The sequence below is a fragment of the Flavobacterium sp. 2 genome (assembly GCF_049949195.1).
Classification (GTDB): Bacteria; Bacteroidota; Bacteroidia; order Flavobacteriales; family Flavobacteriaceae; genus Flavobacterium.
The window spans coordinates 3,516,893-3,536,179 of record NZ_CP188206.1 but is presented as its reverse complement, the minus strand read 5'-3'; the positions used below and the strand labels follow the sequence as shown (position 1 = coordinate 3,536,179).

The 19,287-nt window shown below is 31.9% G+C and carries 17 protein-coding genes; 5 read left to right on the top strand and 12 right to left on the bottom strand.

Features of this window, described 5'->3' with window-relative positions:
* Window positions 1-9 precede the first annotated feature (9 nt).
* From ACNFIH_RS15165 to ACNFIH_RS15150, 4 genes are all read right to left on the bottom strand, one after another.
* Window positions 10-1,467 (bottom strand): amidohydrolase family protein, encoded by a 1,458-nt coding sequence (locus tag ACNFIH_RS15165; RefSeq protein ID WP_426483780.1) that lies wholly within the window; start codon window positions 1,465-1,467, stop codon window positions 10-12.
* Window positions 1,468-2,244: 777 nt separating this feature from the next.
* Window positions 2,245-2,748, bottom strand: a complete 504-nt coding sequence (locus tag ACNFIH_RS15160; protein ID WP_426483779.1) for a hypothetical protein — start codon at window positions 2,746-2,748, stop codon at window positions 2,245-2,247.
* A 212-nt stretch (window positions 2,749-2,960) separates the two neighbouring features.
* The gene (locus tag ACNFIH_RS15155) at window positions 2,961-4,019 is read right to left on the bottom strand and encodes a serine hydrolase domain-containing protein (protein ID WP_426483778.1); all 1,059 of its coding nucleotides are present in this window, start codon (window positions 4,017-4,019) and stop codon (window positions 2,961-2,963) included.
* A gap of 212 nt (window positions 4,020-4,231) precedes the next feature.
* The gene (locus ACNFIH_RS15150; RefSeq protein ID WP_426483777.1) at window positions 4,232-5,710 is read right to left on the bottom strand and encodes an FAD-dependent oxidoreductase; all 1,479 of its coding nucleotides are present in this window, start codon (window positions 5,708-5,710) and stop codon (window positions 4,232-4,234) included.
* Between the two features lie 124 nt (window positions 5,711-5,834).
* On the opposite strand from ACNFIH_RS15150, the gene ACNFIH_RS15145 reads away from it, so the two are divergent.
* The gene (locus ACNFIH_RS15145) at window positions 5,835-5,999 is read left to right on the top strand and encodes a hypothetical protein (protein ID WP_426483776.1); all 165 of its coding nucleotides are present in this window, start codon (window positions 5,835-5,837) and stop codon (window positions 5,997-5,999) included.
* On the top strand, window positions 5,983-6,231 hold the full coding sequence (locus ACNFIH_RS15140; RefSeq protein WP_426486727.1) for a VOC family protein: 249 nt from the start codon (window positions 5,983-5,985) through the stop codon (window positions 6,229-6,231). The genes ACNFIH_RS15145 and ACNFIH_RS15140 overlap by 17 nt, the downstream gene beginning before the upstream one ends.
* 70 nt (window positions 6,232-6,301) lie before the next feature.
* Here the strand turns inward: ACNFIH_RS15140 and ACNFIH_RS15135 are convergent, their stop codons facing one another.
* From ACNFIH_RS15135 to ACNFIH_RS15110, 6 genes are all read right to left on the bottom strand, one after another.
* Window positions 6,302-6,550 (bottom strand): hypothetical protein, encoded by a 249-nt coding sequence (locus ACNFIH_RS15135; RefSeq protein ID WP_426483775.1) that lies wholly within the window; start codon window positions 6,548-6,550, stop codon window positions 6,302-6,304.
* Window positions 6,551-6,666: 116 nt separating this feature from the next.
* Window positions 6,667-7,809, bottom strand: a complete 1,143-nt coding sequence (locus ACNFIH_RS15130; RefSeq protein WP_426483774.1) for an FAD-dependent oxidoreductase — start codon at window positions 7,807-7,809, stop codon at window positions 6,667-6,669.
* Between the two features lie 49 nt (window positions 7,810-7,858).
* Window positions 7,859-8,623, bottom strand: coding sequence for a helix-turn-helix domain-containing protein (locus tag ACNFIH_RS15125; RefSeq protein ID WP_426483773.1), 765 nt, complete (start codon window positions 8,621-8,623; stop codon window positions 7,859-7,861).
* Window positions 8,624-8,647: 24 nt separating this feature from the next.
* Complete coding sequence (locus tag ACNFIH_RS15120; protein ID WP_426483772.1) at window positions 8,648-9,151, bottom strand: endonuclease V; 504 nt, start codon at window positions 9,149-9,151, stop codon at window positions 8,648-8,650.
* 47 nt (window positions 9,152-9,198) lie between these two features.
* Window positions 9,199-10,527 (bottom strand): sensor histidine kinase, encoded by a 1,329-nt coding sequence (locus ACNFIH_RS15115; protein WP_426483771.1) that lies wholly within the window; start codon window positions 10,525-10,527, stop codon window positions 9,199-9,201.
* Window position 10,528: 1 nt separating this feature from the next.
* Window positions 10,529-11,875 (bottom strand): sigma-54-dependent transcriptional regulator, encoded by a 1,347-nt coding sequence (locus ACNFIH_RS15110; RefSeq protein ID WP_426483770.1) that lies wholly within the window; start codon window positions 11,873-11,875, stop codon window positions 10,529-10,531.
* Between the two features lie 272 nt (window positions 11,876-12,147).
* Between ACNFIH_RS15110 and ACNFIH_RS15105 the strand changes: the two genes are divergently transcribed.
* From ACNFIH_RS15105 to ACNFIH_RS15095, 3 genes are read left to right on the top strand one after another with little or no spacing between them, the layout of a single operon-like run.
* Window positions 12,148-12,858: an ABC transporter ATP-binding protein gene (locus tag ACNFIH_RS15105; RefSeq protein ID WP_035650617.1), complete on the top strand. Its 711-nt coding sequence runs from the start codon at window positions 12,148-12,150 to the stop codon at window positions 12,856-12,858.
* A 4-nt stretch (window positions 12,859-12,862) separates the two neighbouring features.
* The gene (locus tag ACNFIH_RS15100; protein ID WP_426483769.1) at window positions 12,863-15,274 is read left to right on the top strand and encodes an ABC transporter permease; all 2,412 of its coding nucleotides are present in this window, start codon (window positions 12,863-12,865) and stop codon (window positions 15,272-15,274) included.
* Between the two features lies 1 nt (window position 15,275).
* Window positions 15,276-17,699: an ABC transporter permease gene (locus tag ACNFIH_RS15095; protein ID WP_426483768.1), complete on the top strand. Its 2,424-nt coding sequence runs from the start codon at window positions 15,276-15,278 to the stop codon at window positions 17,697-17,699.
* Window positions 17,700-17,770: 71 nt separating this feature from the next.
* Here the strand turns inward: ACNFIH_RS15095 and lpxA are convergent, their stop codons facing one another.
* Together lpxA and ACNFIH_RS15085 are read right to left on the bottom strand one after the other, a co-directional pair.
* Window positions 17,771-18,541: an acyl-ACP--UDP-N-acetylglucosamine O-acyltransferase gene (gene lpxA, locus ACNFIH_RS15090; RefSeq protein WP_035650743.1), complete on the bottom strand. Its 771-nt coding sequence runs from the start codon at window positions 18,539-18,541 to the stop codon at window positions 17,771-17,773.
* Window positions 18,542-18,811: 270 nt separating this feature from the next.
* Complete coding sequence (locus tag ACNFIH_RS15085; protein ID WP_426483767.1) at window positions 18,812-19,168, bottom strand: Crp/Fnr family transcriptional regulator; 357 nt, start codon at window positions 19,166-19,168, stop codon at window positions 18,812-18,814.
* Window positions 19,169-19,287 lie beyond the last annotated feature (119 nt).

The window sequence follows — 19,287 nt, the reverse complement described above, 5'->3', positions numbered from 1 at the left end:
TTTTTTTATTTATAAATATTCGTCAATCTTTATATTTCTATTTTGATTATTGGCATCTTCAATAGCCTTAAGAATATTTTCAATTTGGATTTTATCGATCTTATATTTATCAAAAAACACATATTCAATAGCCTTTGTATTTGTAATATTTTCTAATGGATTTTTTGTGAGCAGAATCAAATCAGCTTTATATCCTGCTTTTATTTTTCCTGTATTTTTTTTCATCCAATTACCCGGCGCAACGGTTGCTGAATAAAGCACTTGTGAATTCGTCATTCCGGTTTTAGATAAAGATTCTAATTCCTCATGAAGTGAAAACCCAGGAACAACCGTGGCTACATTCGCGTCTGTTCCAGCCATAATTGTAACTTTATTATCTACCAGTGCTTTTGTCATAATATGAGTAGCTTCGGCATAAGTGTTCCAAAAAGTTTTGGATAACCTTTTGGCTTTATCATCATTTTCCCCATCATATTCATAACCATTTTCACCAGGCAGCCAGCCTAATTTGTAAAGCGGTGTTCCTTCAATGATTTTTGGATTAACATATTGCAGTTCTATTTCTTTTAGTTTAGCCTTTAAGCCAAATCTTTGGTTCGAAAAACTTTCACACAGCCAAACCGTCGAAGTAACACTTATATTATTTTTTCTGAGTTTTTTGGCAATTTGATCAGAACGTACTTTTAAGAACTGAAGATATTCTTTCGGGTTTTTAGAAATAGATTTTCCAAATTCATCAATAGTCTTGATAGTTAGTTCCTCAACATGAGCCACTTCAATTTGACCTGATTGATAAAAAGTTTCTAAATCAACTAGCGGAATGTGACCAATAACTGGAATATTTTGTTTTTTGGCAATTGCTATTGTGGTCTTAAACATTTCAGGATTAACAAAACCATACATTTTAATGGCATCATAACCTTGTTCTTTTATTTTTTTGATTGCTTTTTCAGCATCTTTTTGAGTGGAATAATTAATAGAATGTCTCGTCCAGCTGTAGTAATAACCTGTTAGTCCGCTTTCGCTAAATATGGGCGGAGAGGCAATAAACATTCGTGGCCCGATACTATCATTTAAGATTTCTTTTCTCCATTCCAAAATTGCATCACTTCCAGCCATTTCTCTGATAGAAGTTACACCATTTGCTAAATACAAAAACAAATCATTCTTGCTTTCTTTTAAATGAACATGACTATCTACAAGGCCTGGAATCAGGAATTTTCCAGTTCCGTCAATTATGGTAATTGTACTATCCAGCAATTGATTTTTTCCAATTTGAATTATTACACCATCTTTAATAAGTACATCTTGATTATTTACAAAATAGGTGCAATCTTCTGAAAGTATGTTTACATTTTTTATTTGAACTGTTTTGGATGCTTTAACAATTGAAGAAATATTGATGACCTTGGTTGATTTACCTAAAACTTTATTTAATTCATTATCGGCCCATATAAAGACACTCATAAAAACAACTATTACTATAATAGCAGCGTACAACAATCTCCTAAACCATCGTTTTTTCATAAATTATTTCATTTAGATTTGAGCAACAAAAGTATATTCGAAAACATCTTGATTCAGCACGAAATCAGGGATTAGGTATGAAATGCAGTTTTTTAGGTACGAAAATTATAAGGGGAATAATTTCTTTTTGTGATTTTTAGAAATAGGTCGTACAATTTTTCAGAAATTTTTTTTATTTGACCAATCTTTTCATTCCTCTTTCCAAACGAAATAAAAAAGAAGCAACGAATTAAGTTGAAATAAAAATATTCCATATCGAAATTGTCCAAAGGGAATTGTAAAACACAATAAAATAAGAGCAATCAAAGACAAAAGCATATTTAAAAACGTAAGCATCGAAATTTCGAAATTTCGCAGTGTGAAAACCCAAATAATGAAATTAAGAAACATAATTACCGTAAATATTGACAACGGTGAAATTTCAAAATCCAGTGCTAAATTATAACCAGTTAAAGTCGCATTTTTTTTTAGCTTTATCAAAAGCAGCATTTTTCTCCAATTGATCTTGGGAATCTGGTTGATTTTTAAAAATTGCTGGCCTTGATTTTAGAGTTTCATCAGAGCACATCTGAAAAAAGGGAAGAAAGAAAATCAATATTCCGAATGTAGATAAAATCCGTTTTATGTTTTTATAATTCATTTCAGATTTTAATGATTAGTTACTATTCTGTCAGAAAACATGTTTACTGCAAAAAGCATTCCGTACTAATTTGATAATTAGTCTTGTTTGTAATTATCTATGACATATTTTTGAAGTAACTTATCAAATCTTGGGTCTTTGCCAAAGACATTATTTTCAGGCAACCCAAATTTTATTTTAAAATCCTTTTGTGGATAGGTATAAACTCGATCACATCCAAAGGAAGAAAACTTATCCCAAAACCAAAATCCGTAAATCCTTTTTTTATTCAGAACCATTACAACTGGCAGTCCCGAAAGTGCAATTTTAAGGTTTTTTACTTTCCTTTTTCCTGATTCATTGAGGAAAATTTGTTGGTTCTTCCAATTAAAACCTTCAATATCATCTTCATCAAAAATTGGATTTTGAGACAAAACCACTGAATTCTCATCAAAACAATAATAACAATCTTTAAATGATTTTTTTAAATTTCCCTTAACAGCAAATATTTCTATTCCAGATTTATTAGACTGGATAGAAAAACCAAAAAGGATAAATACGAAGAGTACAATGAGGTATTTTGCATTTTTTAAATTGATCATATCTCTTATTTTTTACTTTACTTTTTGAGTTTTATCTTTAATTTTCGATTAAAATAAACCAATAAACAAACGAATATAAAAATATTAATATTATAAATCCGATAATTTAATAGTGAATAAAAACAGAAATAATTCTTACTGTAATTTCATTGAAATATCTCTTTAAATCACACAAAAAACAACTCCTTAATTTCTTAAAGAGTTGCTTTTATTTATTTCAAAACAGTATCATAAATTGTATTCAAGAGGTCTTGTCTCATTTTTGAATTTCTTTGATCTAATAATATAATAATACCCCAATTTTTAGTTCGGTTATAACAAATAATTGAAGATTGTCCCATTGAATCACCTGATTTCATATAGATTGTATTTTTATCATCAGTGACAATATTTGTGCCTAAACCCATTTCTCTTTTTTGATTTTTATAAAAGATTTTTTCAGTAATGATTGCTGCTTTCCCTATTGAAGTTTTGCTATTTAAAACTGCTTTTAAATAAGTAACCATGTCAGCCGCATTTGATTTTATTAATCCGGCAGGTGCAGTAACATTCCATTTAAAGAATTCCTGAATGCCACCTTCAGGATTGTGAGCTGTTGTAATGTTTTTTACATTAAAGTCTTCCGTAAATGTATTTTTCATTTTTAACGGTAGAATTATTTTTTCTCTAATAATTTGATCGTAATTCTTGTTATACACTTTTTCTAGTATTTGACCGAGTAAAGTATAGCCAATCGTAGAATAACGATATTTACCATAATCTTTCAATTCACTGCAATTATTGATTATATCAGCCAATGTTTTTTCGGTCACATTACTTACAGGCTGTTGCGGATTTAATTCAATTAGTTTTCCAAAATCGATATCAGGCAAACCAGATTGATGAGAAGCCAAATCTGAAATTTTTATTTTATTTTGAAGATTTTTCTGCAGAACATATTCCTTCGGAAGATAATTGTCTATATAATCATCTACTTTTATTTTATTCTCAATAACGGCTTGCGCAATCAAATTTGAAGTTAAAATTTTAGTAATCGATGCAATTTCGAATAACGAATTTTTATTGATTTGAATTTGACTTTCGGAATTCAAATTACCATAGGCTGTAAAATATTCGTCATCATTTTTAATAAAACCTACGCTTATACCAACCTTTGGATTTTTTTGATAATTGTCCTTTATTATCGAATCAATTCTTTTAGAAAGATCTTGTCCAAAAGAAAAGTTGCTTATTAATAATAGTACTGCTAAAAATTTTACTGAAGTTTTCATTGTATCGAATTTTAGGTTAGAAATTTATTTCGATACAAATTTGAGAAAGAAGCCTTGGCTACGCGACCGAATAAAAAAAGTCGTACTCATTTGCTTTAAACAAAATAGTACGACTTTTTTTATTTATAAGCACGAATAATTACAAAAAACTGTTTTTCAACAATTTATCACAATAAATCTCAAACAGAAACTTCAAGATTATCTAGAAATATCTAAGATCTTTTTTTGTTCAAACAACGTCCTCTCGGCTCGTCACCTTCGTGAAGTACAATTTCAGAATGAAGGAATTGTGCAGCATCTGCAGAATCTTTTACTTTTACAGCGCTGCGTTTTAGCATTTCGGCTTCAAATTCATTTAATACACTTTCTCGCAATCCCGCTTTTTTCCAATGCGATAAAGATTTACATCCTTTTACAATACCTCGCGCCAACGAAAGCGCGTCTAACAAAGCCTGGTTTGCGCCTTGTCCTTTAAACGGACTCATTGGATGCGCTGCATCACCAATAAGCGTAACATTTCCGCCATTTTTTAATAATTCAGAATGAAGCAATTCCCGATCGTAAACAGGATAACCGGAAATATGAATCTCCTCAGTAGCTTTTAGAATTTGCGGAATCGGATCGTGCCACTGCGTTCTTCTGCACGCTTCTTCTTTCAGTGCTTTCGCACCTTTTAAACTTAATTCTTTTGCTTCATTTTCAGGCATTGGAAAACTAAGTTGCCACATTACAGAATCTGATTTATAGGGCATAATGTAAATTCGCTCATTTCCATTAGCCGTTTGAAATACCGTCGCCGAGTCTAATAAAGAACTTTCAACACCTTCAAGCGCGCTCAAAGGGCAAATTCCCAATATCACAATACAATCTAAATAACGCAAAGGCGCAACTTCTTCGCCAATCAAAAGTTTTCTTACTGAACTACGAATTCCATCGGCACCAACTACAATATCAGCTGTAGCTTTTTTTATTTCGCCATTTACGTTAAAACTGAGCTCAACGTTTTCTTCTTTTTGCTTAAAATCGATTAATTGATATCCCCATTTTATGGCATCGCTTTCACCAAGCTGATCCAAAAGTTCTAAACGCAAAGATTGTCGGGCGATATGAATATTGGAACGTTTTTGGGATTTTTTAGAATCGGATTGAATCCATTTTCTGTTTCCCCATTCACCAATAACTTTTCCTTCAGTAGTATGAACCAAATGTCTTGAGGAAACTACTCCATCTTTTAATTTCAAAATTCCCAATCCTGCCATTACTTTACTGGCTTGTTGCAAAGTGAGTCCGTAACCTTGAGATCGGGCTTCGAAATTAGTGTCACGTTCATAAAGAGTAAAAGGTATTTTTCGGTGTAGGCAAGCGACTGCTAAAGCTGTTCCGCCAATTCCGCCACCAATAATAGCAATGTGAGGATATTTTTCTGTATCTGCAATTGGAGAATTTAAAGCCTGAATTAATCCAGATCCGTCGCAATTTAAGCAGGTTTTCATATGTGCTTTGGGAGGAACTGGCGCTTTTCCTTCTTCTCCATCATTTTGAAATTGTTCCAATTCCAATTGATAGCGAAGCTTCACCTTTTTGCTGATTCGCTGGCTTTTTTTCCCTCTTCCCTGACATTCTTCACAAATAGTCCAGCTTGTTTCTTCCTTTTTCACTTTTATTTCTTCTTTATTTTTCAGCCTTCGCATCTTCTGGCAATCGTACAAAATTAAGACAAAAGATGGCCAGAACAAAACTTTACAATTTCATTAAAAGTATGTAAGACATTAATTTGCTAACTTAGTTTATTAACTATTCTAAAAACTAAAGTTTATGAAAACTAAAATGATATGGGCAAACTTGGTTTCACATGATTTGCAAAAAACGATTCAATTTTATTCGGATCTGGGATTCCAGCAAAACGGCAAAGAAACCGAAGAATTAGTAAGTTTTATTTATGGCGAAAATAATTTTGTAATTAATTTTTTTTATACCTGAAAGATTCAACAATGCACTAAGAGGCAAATCTGCTGATACTAAAACGGAAAATGAAATTATCTTTTCCTTATCTGCAGACAGTAGAGAAAATGTAGATGAATGGTACGAAATTGTAAAAAAAGCCGGCGCCAAAATCTTTTCCGAACCCGAAAATTTTCAACAAGGTTATACTTTTGGTTTCGCTGATCCTGACGGTCATAAATTCAATTTTTTATATTGGCCGGGAATGTAATTTCCAAGAATTTAAAACAAAAAAACTCCTTAAGAAATTAAGGAGTTTTACTTTTATAGAGAATATTATTTTACAATCCTCTGCTTTTTTTCTCTTTCTGCAAATTTTTTAAATTGCTTGCATTTGCTAATGCGATTATTCCTAATGATAGTGGAATAACTGTTAAAGCGCTAAATTTATGCTTTACAATCGTGAGCCAAATTCCCGCCGCAAATAATATCAAGGCGAAAAATATCAAAATGTAAAGCATTGTTTTTATTAATTTTTCATTTTTAAGCAATTCTTCGTTGCTCATTTCTTCTGGTTTTTTGGCTGCCATAATTTGGTTTTTAGAACTTGAAAGTTACTTTTTAATTTTTAGTTTAACAAATTACGCTGAAACAGATGCATTTTGCAATAGGTCAAAAATATATGACTATTAAAATTCTGAAGTTTTTAATTCACGAATTGCGAAAATGAAAAATCAGGGTCACGCATTGCCAATTCATTGATTCTTGTATCTTCCTGCGCTTCTTTGGCATAAACAAACATTCTTTGTTCATAATCTGTAATTGCGGAATCAAGGTTTTCAAATTTTCCGTCCAAAAGGTTTTCTGCCAAAATCATCGCATCGACAAGTCCAATATTTGCGCCTTGTCCGGCAAAAGGAGGCATTAAATGCGCTGCGTCTCCAATAAGTGTTATGGGCAAAATGCGATTGTTTTTCCATTCTTTTTCCAATGAAATTTTTCGCGTTGGCAATCCCACAAAAAATGATGTTGCTTGAAATAATTTCTTAAAAGTTTCATTCCATTCTGAGAAACGATTAATCAGAAATGAACTTATACTTTCAGTATCTTTAAAATTTAATTCATTTTCAGGAATCCAATCTAAAGGAGTTTTGAAAATGACATTATAGCTCAACAAATCTTTATTCTTCGGATTTGCAACCAATAAATTCCCATTATAAGCAGACATTAAAATAGTACCATCGCATAAATTAAAAAAGTCTTTGCATAAAATTTCAGCATCAGAAACTTCGCCCTGAATCATGTACGTTCCAGTTTCTTCCACTTCGGCATCCGAAATATATTTTCTAATTGCCGACATTCCGCCATTAGCTCCAATAATAAAATCTGCGATTGCAGTTTCTTCATTTTCAAAATGCAAAATCCATTTTCCATCTTTTGCTTCAACTTCAGTTACTTTGCTGTTCCAGATAACCGTGTTTTCTTTTAAACTTTCGAGCAATAAGGTTCTTAAATCATTTCTGTTGATTTCTGGATTATCCTGAGCTTCTTGCGGAGTTATTTTTTGAACAGATAAAACATTTCCTTTTTCATCAGCAATGGTTCTTCCCATCGGAATTGCGAGTTCAAAATACTGTTCTAACAATCCTGCTTTTTTCATCGCTTCCTGTCCTGAACCTTTATGCAAATCGAGCGTTCCACCCCAAATTCTGGTTTGCGCATCTTTGTCTCTTTCGTAAACTGAAACATCGATTCCTTTCTGTTGTAATAATATTGCCATTGTCAAACCAACTGGCCCAGCGCCAATAATGGCTATTTTTTTATTTTGAAGTAACATATTTTGTATCATTTAATGTGATACAAAATTGCGACGAAAGGAATTGCTGAAATAGTAAAAATCAGTCGTTTTGTGGAGGCAGTTTTTTAATCGCCAAAATATCCATGAAACGTTCATCGGTATTTTTGCTGAGTTCTTTTGGCGTAACGCCGGAGTATTTTTTGATTTCTTTGATAAAATGATTCTGATCTGTGAAATTTAATTCGGGATAAAGTTTGCCTTCACTTAAATCTTTAAACGAAGATCCAAAACGCAAAATTTTGCAATATTCTTTAAGCGAAATCCCGAATTGCTGATTAAAATAACGGTTGATCTGGCGACTGCTCCAAAACACTTTTTCAGAAAGTTCTTTCACCGAAATGGTTCCGTGCGAGGAATAAATCACTTCAAATAATTTTTTCTTTCTTTCATCGATTGGTTTTATGGAAATTGAATTGATTTTCTGCGTTACTTTTTTCTGAAAATTTTCTAAACTTTCTGTATCAAATTCTTCAAACTGCCAAAAGTCATTCGGAATTATTTTTCCTTCATTTAAAACATCTTTTATAGAATCTCCAAATAAATATTCGACAGCCAAAAGTTTAAATCCAACAGAAAATATTTTGGCATCTTTGGCAATTATTACCTGACCAGGCATTGTATCGAGTCCGCGAATTGAAATTTCCCAATCTTCTGAATTCATTTTCATCAATGTCATATCAGCCATTCCGTTTGGAAGAATTGTTCCAGGAATATCCTTTCCCGATTTATTTTCCACCATCCAAAAGCTGTGAACAAAATGCGAAATAGAATCTTCGGATAAAAGAGATTGAATTATTAGATTCATTTTCGTTTTATAATTGAATTCAATTTATATTTCCTTTGTCAGCCGATCCATTTCTTTCAACAAAGTCGGAATTCGAAATTCGCCCGCCATACTTTCAATTTTCTGAAAAGCATCTTCCAAATCAATTCCGATAGAAGTTACAAACAAAGGTTTTTTGCTGTCGCCTCTAAATAAAGGCTTTTTATCTTTTTCAATGCTGGCAAAATTCGTTTTGGCAACACCAATAATTGGAATCTTCTTGTTTAGCTTTTCATATAAATGTCCGCCTAAACCGTATTTTTTATCGTCGTCTAAATATACGAAACCATCAACTATTATAATCGTATCTTCTTTTAAATCAATCTCATTCAACAAACTAAGAATACATGGCAGTTCTCTTTTATAAAATTCGCCCGGAATATATTCTGAGACATTATCAATAATTTCAGTGTGAATTTTAAAATCTTTTTCTTGATTCCATTCTGTAAATTCTAAGCAGACTGTTTTGGCTTTATTGTCGTAATAATAAGTATCGAAGGCTAATATCATGATTTGAAAAGATGTTTTATGCGAATATAATTCTATTTCAGCTGAAACTAATTCTCAATCAAACAAATCTCAAAAACTGTTTTTTCGTTTTCATTTTTATAATTGATATAACCACCATGCGCTTCGATAATATTTTTAGATAAAGTCAGACCAATTCCGGCACCTTCATTTCTGGTGGTGAAAAACGGTAGGAAAATTTTGTTTTCAATTTCTTTTTCAATTCCGATTCCGTTGTCTGAAATTTTTATAAAAGTTCTATTTTCTTTGGCTTCCGCCGAAATGAAAATCTGTTTTTGATTTGTCTTTTTAAGAGCATTTATCGAATTCGTTAAAAGATTAATTAAAACTTGTTCAATTTGCTGTGCATCAACCGTAATGAAATAATGACGCGAAATTGAATTTACAATCTCGATATTTTCCTTTTTAAACATTGGTTCCATAATATCAAGACTATTATTCACCAAATCTTTCAACTCTATTTTTTGCTTTTTTGGCGAAGGAAGCATCGCTAGTTTTCGATAACCTTCAACAAATTTCTGCAAATGATCGCTTCGTCTGAGCATGGTTCCAACGCTGTTTTTGATGTCTTCCAAATCTTCAGAAGACAATGAATCCTGTTCGACCAAATCCTGCAAATTTTGACAAATCGAACGTATTGGCGTTATCGAATTCAGGAGTTCATGCGAAATCACTTTCATCAAATTAATCCAGGCATCTTTCTCTTTTTTCTCGACAACATTCTGAATCGAATCCAATAAAACAATAAAATAATCATTCTCAAAAATCTCGGTTCGCGACGCCTGTAAAACAAAAGTCTGCGAATTTTGCTGATTAATACTGATTTCGATTGACGTTTTTATTTCCTGAAAATCATCTTTTTCAATAATATCACACAACGAAGGCAAATGACTTTTCAGGTATTTCCATTTTGAAAATTTCGGGACATTAAAATGCGTCGAAAAATAATCGTTCATCAAAAAAACGTTCCAATCTTTTTCCTGTTTTTGCAGGATAATAATTCCGGTTTCAATATTATTTAAAATCGAAGTATATATAATGTCTTTCGAAACCTGCTCGTTTTGCTTGTTTTTTAAAATATCATACAACTGAAACAAATCATTTTTTTCCGATTTATGTTTCGAAAAATCAGAACTAAAATCGTTTTGAATAATTGAAGAAATGGTTTTATCATAAAGCAAAATGATACTTTTTACATAATTATACAATTCAATAATTAGCAGAAAAACAATTAGAAAACCAAAAATCGGTGCAAAAACAAAATTGATTTTATGCAGATAAATAGAAAATTCAATTCCGGCCAAAATCAAAATTAACCGCAAAAAAAGAAGCTGATAGGTTTTTAATGATTTAAGCATATTAATTGGTGCTGATATTATATTTTTCTAAACGACGATATAATGAACCTCTCGACAAACCGAGTTCTTCGGCAGTTTTGCTAATGTTATTATTGTGTTTCAAAAGTGCTTTTTCGACTGTAGCTTTTTCGACCGAAGAAAGCTGAATATCATCCAGATTTTCATATTCGGTGATTTGCTCCAAATCCAAATCGGAAACTGTTATTTTATTGTTTTCGCAGAGAATGATAGCGCGCTCGATTTTATTTTCCATTTCGCGGATATTTCCGTTCCAGGCGTGTTTTTCAATTTGTTCCAAAACTTTTTTGTCAAAAGTAATTTGGCTTCGTCCATATTTTTCACTGATTTTTCCCAGCAAATATTCGGCTAGCGGAATTTTATCTTCGATTCTTTCTCGAAGCGGAGGCAAAATAATTTCCATTGTATTAATTCGGTAATACAAATCTTCACGAAAATTTTTGTCGGCAACTTCGAGTTTTAAATTCAGATTAGTTGCCGTAATAATTCTAACATTTAAAGGTCTTGGTTTTGTTTCGCCTAATCTTGTTACCGTTTTGGTTTGAATTACCTGTAATAATTTTGATTGTAAATGAAGTGGAACATTTCCAATTTCATCTAAAAAAATAGTTCCATTTTGCGCCATTTCAAAACGTCCCGGCGTATCGGTTTTTGCATCGGTAAAAGCGCCTTTTGCATATCCGAATAATTCGCTTTCGAAAATATTCGAATTCAAAGCACCCAAATCAACATTAATAAAGGGCTGATGTTTTCTTTCTGATTGCGAATAAATGTGATGTGCCAAAACGAATTTCCCTGTTCCATTTTCACCAAGAATCAAAACATTGGCATCCGTTTTTGCAACTTTATCGGCAAGAGAATACGCTTTTTTTATGATTTCAGAATTGCCAATAAAAAAATCATCAGCAATTTCCGGATTTTTAATTTTCTTTTGTTCTTTTCGAGATTTATCAACTGCCTGTTTTACTGATTCTAATAGTTTTTTATTTTCCCAAGGTTTCAAAATATAATCGAATGCACCTGATTTCAAACCTTCAACAGCCGTTTCTACTTTTCCAAAAGCCGTCATTAAAATCACAACCGTTTTTGGCGAAAGTGTTTTAATTTCTTTCAATAAATACAAACCTTCTCTTCCATCTTCAAAACCAATTCTGTAATTCATATCCAACAAAACAACATCAATGGTATTTTTTGCCAATAATTCGACAATATTCTTCGGATTATTGAGCGTATAAATGTTCTCAAAATACTTTTTAAGATAGACTTTCGACGCAAAAAGGATGTCTTCCTGATCGTCGATGATTAAAATTGATGCATTTGTCTTTTTCATTTTTGTTCGGTTTTGGACGAAAGGTGTCCACTTATGGACAGTGAGGCTTTTTTTCAGAAAATAAAATATTAAAAATAAAGCAGTTACAAAGTTTAAATTTTTGGCATAAAAATCACATTTGTACTAGTAAATCATTAATTATTAAGCCCTTTCGAAAGTAAAAATAACAAAAAATTGCATTGTTAATTATCTTAATTTTCAGACGCGTTTCTTTTGCTTCCGAAGGGAAAAATCTAAAAGAGAAAATCAATCAAAACTAAAAACAATCCATTATGATTACCATTAAAAAGCTTTCAAAAGTATTTAGAACTGAGGAATTAGAAACCAGAGCATTAAGTGAAATTTCGTTAACAATCAATCAAGGCGATTTTATTTCGATTATGGGGCCGTCCGGAAGTGGAAAATCGACTTTATTAAATATTATTGGACTTTTGGACAGCGCTTCAGATGGAAGTTATGTTTTGCTTGATCAGGAAATGGTTGGCTTGAAAGAAAAATCAAGATCGAAAGCCAGAAAAGAAAATATTGGTTTCATCTTCCAAAACTTTAATTTGATTGATGAATTATCGGTTTATGATAATATCGAATTGCCTTTGATTTACAACAACGTTCCATCTTCTGAAAGAAAACAAAAAGTAAATGAGATGGCAAAAATTTTAGGAATTTCTCACCGATTGAAACATTTCCCACAACAACTTTCGGGTGGGCAACAACAACGTGTGGCGGTTGCAAGAGCTTTAATCAATAATCCGAAAATTATTTTGGCCGATGAGCCAACCGGAAATCTGGACAGTAAAAACGGAAATGAAGTGATGGAATTACTAACTGATCTTCATGCCAGCGGTTCAACAATTTTGATGGTTACACACTCGGATTATGATGCTTCTTTTTCGCAAAAAACCATTTTAATGAAAGATGGTGTTATTCTTTCTGAAAAACAAAATCATAGAAATGTTGACGTTTTAGTAAATTCTAAAAACTAGAGTCATGTTAAAAAATTGGATTAACACATTTTTTTATCACATCAAAAACAACAAACTGTTTTCGATTCTGAATATTTTGGGATTGTCAATCGGAATGGCGACTTTGATTTTTGCGATTCTTTTTTGGAACGACGAACATTCGTATGACCAGTGGAATCCGGAAAAGGACAAGATTTATTCGGTTCTAAATGACATTGGAAACCATAATATCTGGACAACAAATGCTGCGACAACTGGACCAATGCTAAAAGCAGTTTCTTCGGACGTAGAAAGCTATTGTTACTTTTATGCCGAGTATGCCAAAGATGTTATTTCTTATAATGGCAAAAAAGAAGTACTAAACAAGATTTTTACTGCGCAAAAAAACTTCTTTTCATTTTTCCCTTACCGATTTATTCACGGAAACGGCAAAACGGCAATTCAGGATCGAAGCAGTATTGCTTTATCTGAAGAAACTGCCGAACGACTTTTCGGGACAGAAAATCCAATGGGAAAATTAGTAAAATATAATGGTCAGTTTTTTACTGTTCGAGGCGTTTATGATCTTTCTGAAAAATCGTCTGTAATGCCCGAAGCTGTCACAACCGTTATTGATGATGATATTGAGCGAACAAAAAATGAATGGAGTTATCATTACGGACTGGTTCTTAAAATCAAAAATCCGAATACCACGGGCAGAATTATAAAAACGTTAGATAATTTATTCTTCGAAAATTGCACAAAAGTATATGCTAAACAAGAAGGAATGACCGTAGCTGAATTTGTAAAAAAGTACGGCGATCCTGTAAAATCAAGTTTATTGCCTTTGCCAGAAGCAAAATTATATACCGGAAGCACTCCTTTTTCTGAGCCAAACGGGAACATGCAATATCTATTAATCTTAATGGGTTTGTCGATTTTGATTTTATCACTTTCTATTGTAAATTATATTAATCTGGCGACTGCAAATGCCATAAAAAGAGCCAAAGAAATTGGGGTGCGAAAAATTACTGGCGCTACAAAAGGACAAATTGTAATTCAGTTTGTATTTGAAACCGCTTTAATTACGATTTTTTCTGCTTTACTGGCATTGGTTCTTGTTGAGGTTTTATTACCGTATTATAACTCATTTCTAGATAAAGATTTGGTTCTGGTTGGCGCTCAATTCTACACGCAATTAATACTAATTACGTTGCTTGTCATTCTTGTTTCAGGAGTTTTGCCAGCTGTTTATGTTTCGAATTTTGAAGTTCTAAAAGTTTTGAAGGGAAATTTTTCCCGAAGCAAAAAAGGAATCTGGCTTCGCAATGGAATGTTGGTTCTTCAATTCGCAATTGCAACCTTTTTTATCATTGGCTCTTTTATAGTTTACAAACAGGTCAATTTTATGGCCTCAAAAGATTTAGGTTTCAAAGGATCACAAGTTATAGATATCACCTTTAAACCTAAAAAAGGAAAAACGCAATATGAGAGGTACAAAGTTTTAAAACAAGAAGCCCTGAAAATAAAAGGTGTCGATGGTGTTTCAACAGCATTATTTGCAATGGGATCTCAGGAAAATTCATGGTCAAGCGCAAATTACAAAAATGAGAAACCTTTTTTAGTACAAGAAATGGCAATGGATTTAGATATGCTTGACATTTTGGATATCAAAGTAATAAAAGGGCGAAAATTAAATCCTGCTATTTCTTCAGATACAATTTCGTCCGTTCTTATAAATGAAGAAACTGCCAAAATGATTCCAGAAAAAGATATTTTAAACAAAACCATTTTATGGCGAGATCAAAAAGTCAAAATAATTGGTGTTGTCAAAAATTTCAATTATTTCGGACTTGAGAGTCAAATTGCGCCAATGGTTTTCTTTTATGTCACAAAAATTAATGGTGTAAAAGATGACATCAGACATATCTTTATTAAAGTCAAACCGGATGATATTTCAGAAACTATTGCTGGCATTAATAAATTCTGGACTCAAAAAGTAGATTCTGAATATCCATTCGAATATAATTTCGTGGATAAAAATTATGCTCGAAATTTTAAGAAATACGAAAATCAAAGAAATTTATTCGCCTTATTAAATATCATCGTAATCCTTATTGCCGTTTTCGGATTGTTTGCTTTAGCTTCATTTTCGATGGAAAGAAGATTAAGAGAAATTGCAATCAGAAAAACGCTTGGCGCCGAAACCAATATATTACTCAAAGAATTGTCCCGACAATATGTGATTTTTTGTGCAATTGGTTTTCTAATCGGAATTATTCCGGCGTATTTATTATTGCAAAAATGGCTGGAAAATTTTGCCTTCAGAATTGATATTCCGGTTTTGCCCTTTATAACTGCTTTTGTGTCTTTACTATTTCTGACACTAACAATCGTTTTGGCAAAAGCTTACCAAGTAACAAAAGTTGAAGTTCTACGATATTTAAAATACGAATAAGATGCTAAAAAACTGGATCAATATATTTATTTACCAAATTAAAAATAATAAGCTTTTTACAGCTTTGAATGTTTTAGGATTATCAATTGGAATTTCTGGTTTGATCTTCGCATTGCTTTATTGGAATGACGAACAAAGTTACGATGCCTGGAATCCGGAAAAAGAGAATGTATATCAGGTTTTGGCGCAATTAAGCGACATGCCTGTAACTACAAATAACCCGGTACGTTTAAAACCGCATTTAGAAAGTGATCCCAATGTCGAAACTGTTGTATACGCAGATGAATGGTATCAAAAAAGCAAAGTGATGTACAACGAACAAAAAGAATTTGTAGATAAAATCATTAATGCCGAACGCGGTTTCTTTACTCTTTTCCCTTTTGAAATCATTTATGGAAATGCAACATCAGCTCTAAAAGACGAGAACGGTATTGCTATCTCCGAAAAATTAGCACAACGTTTCTTTGGAAATCAAAATCCAGTGGGCAAGCAAATCAAATGTTTTGACACTATGCTTACGATTGGTGCTGTATATCGTATTCCTGGGAATTCTTCGATAGCGCCAAATATAGTAGTCAATCGAATGAAAAATCTAGCAGATCCTACTCAAAATCCCGGTCTTTTTGTTTTAAAATTATTAGTGAAACTAAAAGATCCATTAAAAGCAGATATAACCCGAAAAATGCTTGAAAAAGTATTTTATGACGAGATTATTGTAAGAAGTGCCAAACAAGCAGGTTTTACACCAGCAGAAATGGTTAAGAAAATTGGAAACTTCAAAGTTTATATGGAACCTCTCTCAAAAGCCAGATTACATTCGGTTACAGATGGTTATCCAGAAGGTCGGGGAAATTACCAGTTTCTGATGATAATGGCAGGTTTATCCGTTTTAATTCTTGTTTTGTCTATTGTCAATTATATTAATTTGGCAACAGCAAATGCGATTAAGCGGGCCAAAGAAGTTGGCGTGCGTAAAATTTTAGGCGCCTCAAAAAGAGATATTATCAATCAGTTTATATTTGAAACTGTTCTCATCACACTATTTTCAATTCTTTTAGCATTAGTAATCGTAGAAGTGGTATTGCCATACTATAATTTATTTTTAGGAAAGAATCTAAGAATCATTGAAGCACAGTTTTATATCCAATTAATAATAGTCTTCATCGTAACAATAATAGTTTCTGGTATATTTCCAGCCCTTTACGTTGCTAATTTTGAAACTTTAAAAGTTCTTAAAGGCAATTACGAAAGAAGCAAAAGTGGTGTTTGGCTCCGAAATGGAATGCTTATTTTCCAATTTGCAATTGCTACATTTTTCATCATAGGATCTTCTATTGTCTACGAGCAAATAAATTATTTGAGCAATAAAAATTTAGGTTTTAAAGGAAACCAAGTTCTTGCGATTTCACTGAATCTTCCTTCATCTTATTATCAGGGGGAAAATGTCGGAAAAAATATTTTTGGCAGATATGAAACGATCAAGCAGGAATTAAAAAAAATTAAAGGTGTTGAAAAAGTTTCAACAGGTCTTCTTTCATTTGATGGAACTGATCATTCTTTTTGGCCCATTTGGTATCATGGTGTATTATTCAAACAGAAAGCCATCGGACTTGATTATGCTATGTTCGACCTATTGGACATAAAAATAACAAAAGGAAGAAATTTTGATCCAAAATTTGCTTCAGATACCATAAACTCAGTATTGCTAAATGAAAAATCATTACAATTAATGAATATCAAGGATCCAATTGGAAAAGAAATAAAAATCGGAAACCAATCAATGAATATTATCGGAATTGTAAAAGATTTTAATTTATTAAGCCCCGAAGTTGAAGTACCGCCAATTACATTTTATCATATAAAAACATTGGGGATGGCTCCAGAAATAAATCGTATTTATATTAAATTAAAATCCGACAATATTCAAAATTCAATTACAGAGATTGAGAAATTTTGGAAAACAAAAGTTGATACCGAATATCCATTTAAATATGATTTTGTCGATAAAGAATATGCACGAACATATGAGTCTTATGTCAAGCAAAAGAATCTTTTTTTACTATTAAATATAGTCGTAATTCTTATCGCATTATTCGGATTATTTGCATTGGCATCGTATTCAATCCAAAGACGAATGAAAGAGATTGCAATCAGAAAAACTTTAGGGGCTGAAACAAATGTTTTACTCAAAGAATTATCCAAGCAATATATTTTGTATTGTATAATGGGATTTTTAATTGCATTGTTCCCCATTTATTTCCTATTGAATAAATGGCTTCAAAATTTTGCTTTTAGAATTGACATTACCATAACACCATTTCTTTCTGGATTTATTGTCCTATTATCTCTAACTTTAATAATTGTTTTAGCTCGCGCATATCAGGCAACTAAAACAGATATCTTGAAATACCTGAAATACGAATAGAAAATTGATTTCATCTTTAATTTTAATTCATAAAATAAGAGGCTCCAATACAAAAAATTGGAGCCTCTTTATTATTCTATTCCTTTTACAATTCCACGTTTTGAAAATTTAATAAAATTCAGAATTTCATCACGCTCAAAAGTAGGTTTGAAATTTCGTTCGATATAACCCAAAGCTTGTCTAGTATTTTTATTTCCCTGAAAAATAATTCTGTAAATTGATTTAATCTCTTCAATTTTCTCCGAAGAAAAACCTCTTCTACGAAGACCAACAATATTTAATCCAGCAAATCGTAGAGGTTCATGTGCGACAGTTATATAAGGAGGAATATCTTGAACAATTCTACTCAAACCACTAATCATGCAATGACCACCAATTCTGGAAAATTGATGAATCGCAGTCAGACCACTAATATTAACCCAGTCTTCGACAATCACTTCACCAGCCATACCAACGCTAAAACCAATAATACAATTATTTCCAACAAAACAATCATGCCCTATATGAGCATTTGCCATAATTAAATTAAAATTTCCAATTCGAGTTATTCCCTTTGAAGCAGTACCACGATTTATAGTAACATTCTCCCTGATTACATTATTATCACCGACTTCAAGTAAAGTATATTCATTCACAAACTTCAAATCCTGAGGAATTCCTCCTATTACGGATCCTGAATGGATTTGGCAATTGTTCCCAATTCTGGAACCGCTTAAGATTGTAACATTATTACCAATCCAGGTGTCATCACCTATAATTACATCATTTTCAATTGTAGAAAAATTACCAAAATGAGCATTTTTCCCAATAATTGCATTCTTATCTATTTCAACATTTTTCAATATTCTTAAATTTAATAACAAAGCAAATATTAAAAAAAAGAAAAGTTTATTTCTTGACCTAATATCAAATAATTGAAGCTCGAATTCGGCTTAAGGTTTCCTGGCTTACGCCAATTAGTGAAGCGATGTGTTTCAGCTTAGTTTTTTGAATAATTTGAGGGAATGATCCTAATAGAAACAAATATTTTTTTTCAGCCGTCATTAAACGAAATAAATGATGAAATTCATTTATACTAGAAAGATAATGCCGCAGCTGCTTAAGGTGAAATTTTAAAAATAAAGGATATTCCAATAAAAGCTGTTCATTAGAATATGATAAGAATAGACAACTGTTTCCTCACAAGCCTGAAAAATTTCAAAAGAAGGTTTTTGTTCAAAAAAGCTACTCATGGAAGTTACAAATTGATTGTCGGTATAAATCCACTTCGTAACTTCTTCATCATTCTCAAAACAAAATCTCCTAACAGCACCAGAACTTATGAAATAAATCTTGTCGCATATTTTATGCTCTTGGATTATAAAATCGTTCTTCTTAAACTTTTCTTCAACAAAAAATCTCCGAATCGCATTTTCAGTGTCAGCATCTAGCTTTTGAAAACTATTTATAACGGTAATTAGCTCGTTCATACTGTAACTTATAAGGAAACAAATTTATCATTATATTTTAAAGAAGAGAGTTTAAAGATAACAAAGTCAAATGAAAAGGTTTTAAAATACAAATAAGCACCCCTAAACGACAAAATACA

Coding starts and splice junctions, on each gene's coding strand:
- ACNFIH_RS15130 (WP_426483774.1), bottom strand. CDS start 7,809: ATGATACAAAATATGTTACTTCAAAATAAAAAAATAGCCATTATTGGC.
- ACNFIH_RS15100 (WP_426483769.1), top strand. CDS start 12,863: ATGTTAAAAAATTGGATTAACACATTTTTTTATCACATCAAAAACAAC.
- ACNFIH_RS15150 (WP_426483777.1), bottom strand. CDS start 5,710: ATGCGAAGGCTGAAAAATAAAGAAGAAATAAAAGTGAAAAAGGAAGAA.
- ACNFIH_RS15095 (WP_426483768.1), top strand. CDS start 15,276: ATGCTAAAAAACTGGATCAATATATTTATTTACCAAATTAAAAATAAT.
- ACNFIH_RS15160 (WP_426483779.1), bottom strand. CDS start 2,748: ATGATCAATTTAAAAAATGCAAAATACCTCATTGTACTCTTCGTATTT.
- ACNFIH_RS15110 (WP_426483770.1), bottom strand. CDS start 11,875: ATGAAAAAGACAAATGCATCAATTTTAATCATCGACGATCAGGAAGAC.
- ACNFIH_RS15145 (WP_426483776.1), top strand. CDS start 5,835: ATGAAAACTAAAATGATATGGGCAAACTTGGTTTCACATGATTTGCAA.
- ACNFIH_RS15135 (WP_426483775.1), bottom strand. CDS start 6,550: ATGGCAGCCAAAAAACCAGAAGAAATGAGCAACGAAGAATTGCTTAAA.
- ACNFIH_RS15165 (WP_426483780.1), bottom strand. CDS start 1,467: ATGAGTGTCTTTATATGGGCCGATAATGAATTAAATAAAGTTTTAGGT.
- ACNFIH_RS15105 (WP_035650617.1), top strand. CDS start 12,148: ATGATTACCATTAAAAAGCTTTCAAAAGTATTTAGAACTGAGGAATTA.
- ACNFIH_RS15085 (WP_426483767.1), bottom strand. CDS start 19,168: ATGAACGAGCTAATTACCGTTATAAATAGTTTTCAAAAGCTAGATGCT.
- ACNFIH_RS15115 (WP_426483771.1), bottom strand. CDS start 10,527: ATGCTTAAATCATTAAAAACCTATCAGCTTCTTTTTTTGCGGTTAATT.
- ACNFIH_RS15120 (WP_426483772.1), bottom strand. CDS start 9,151: ATGATATTAGCCTTCGATACTTATTATTACGACAATAAAGCCAAAACA.
- ACNFIH_RS15155 (WP_426483778.1), bottom strand. CDS start 4,019: ATGAAAACTTCAGTAAAATTTTTAGCAGTACTATTATTAATAAGCAAC.
- ACNFIH_RS15125 (WP_426483773.1), bottom strand. CDS start 8,623: ATGAATCTAATAATTCAATCTCTTTTATCCGAAGATTCTATTTCGCAT.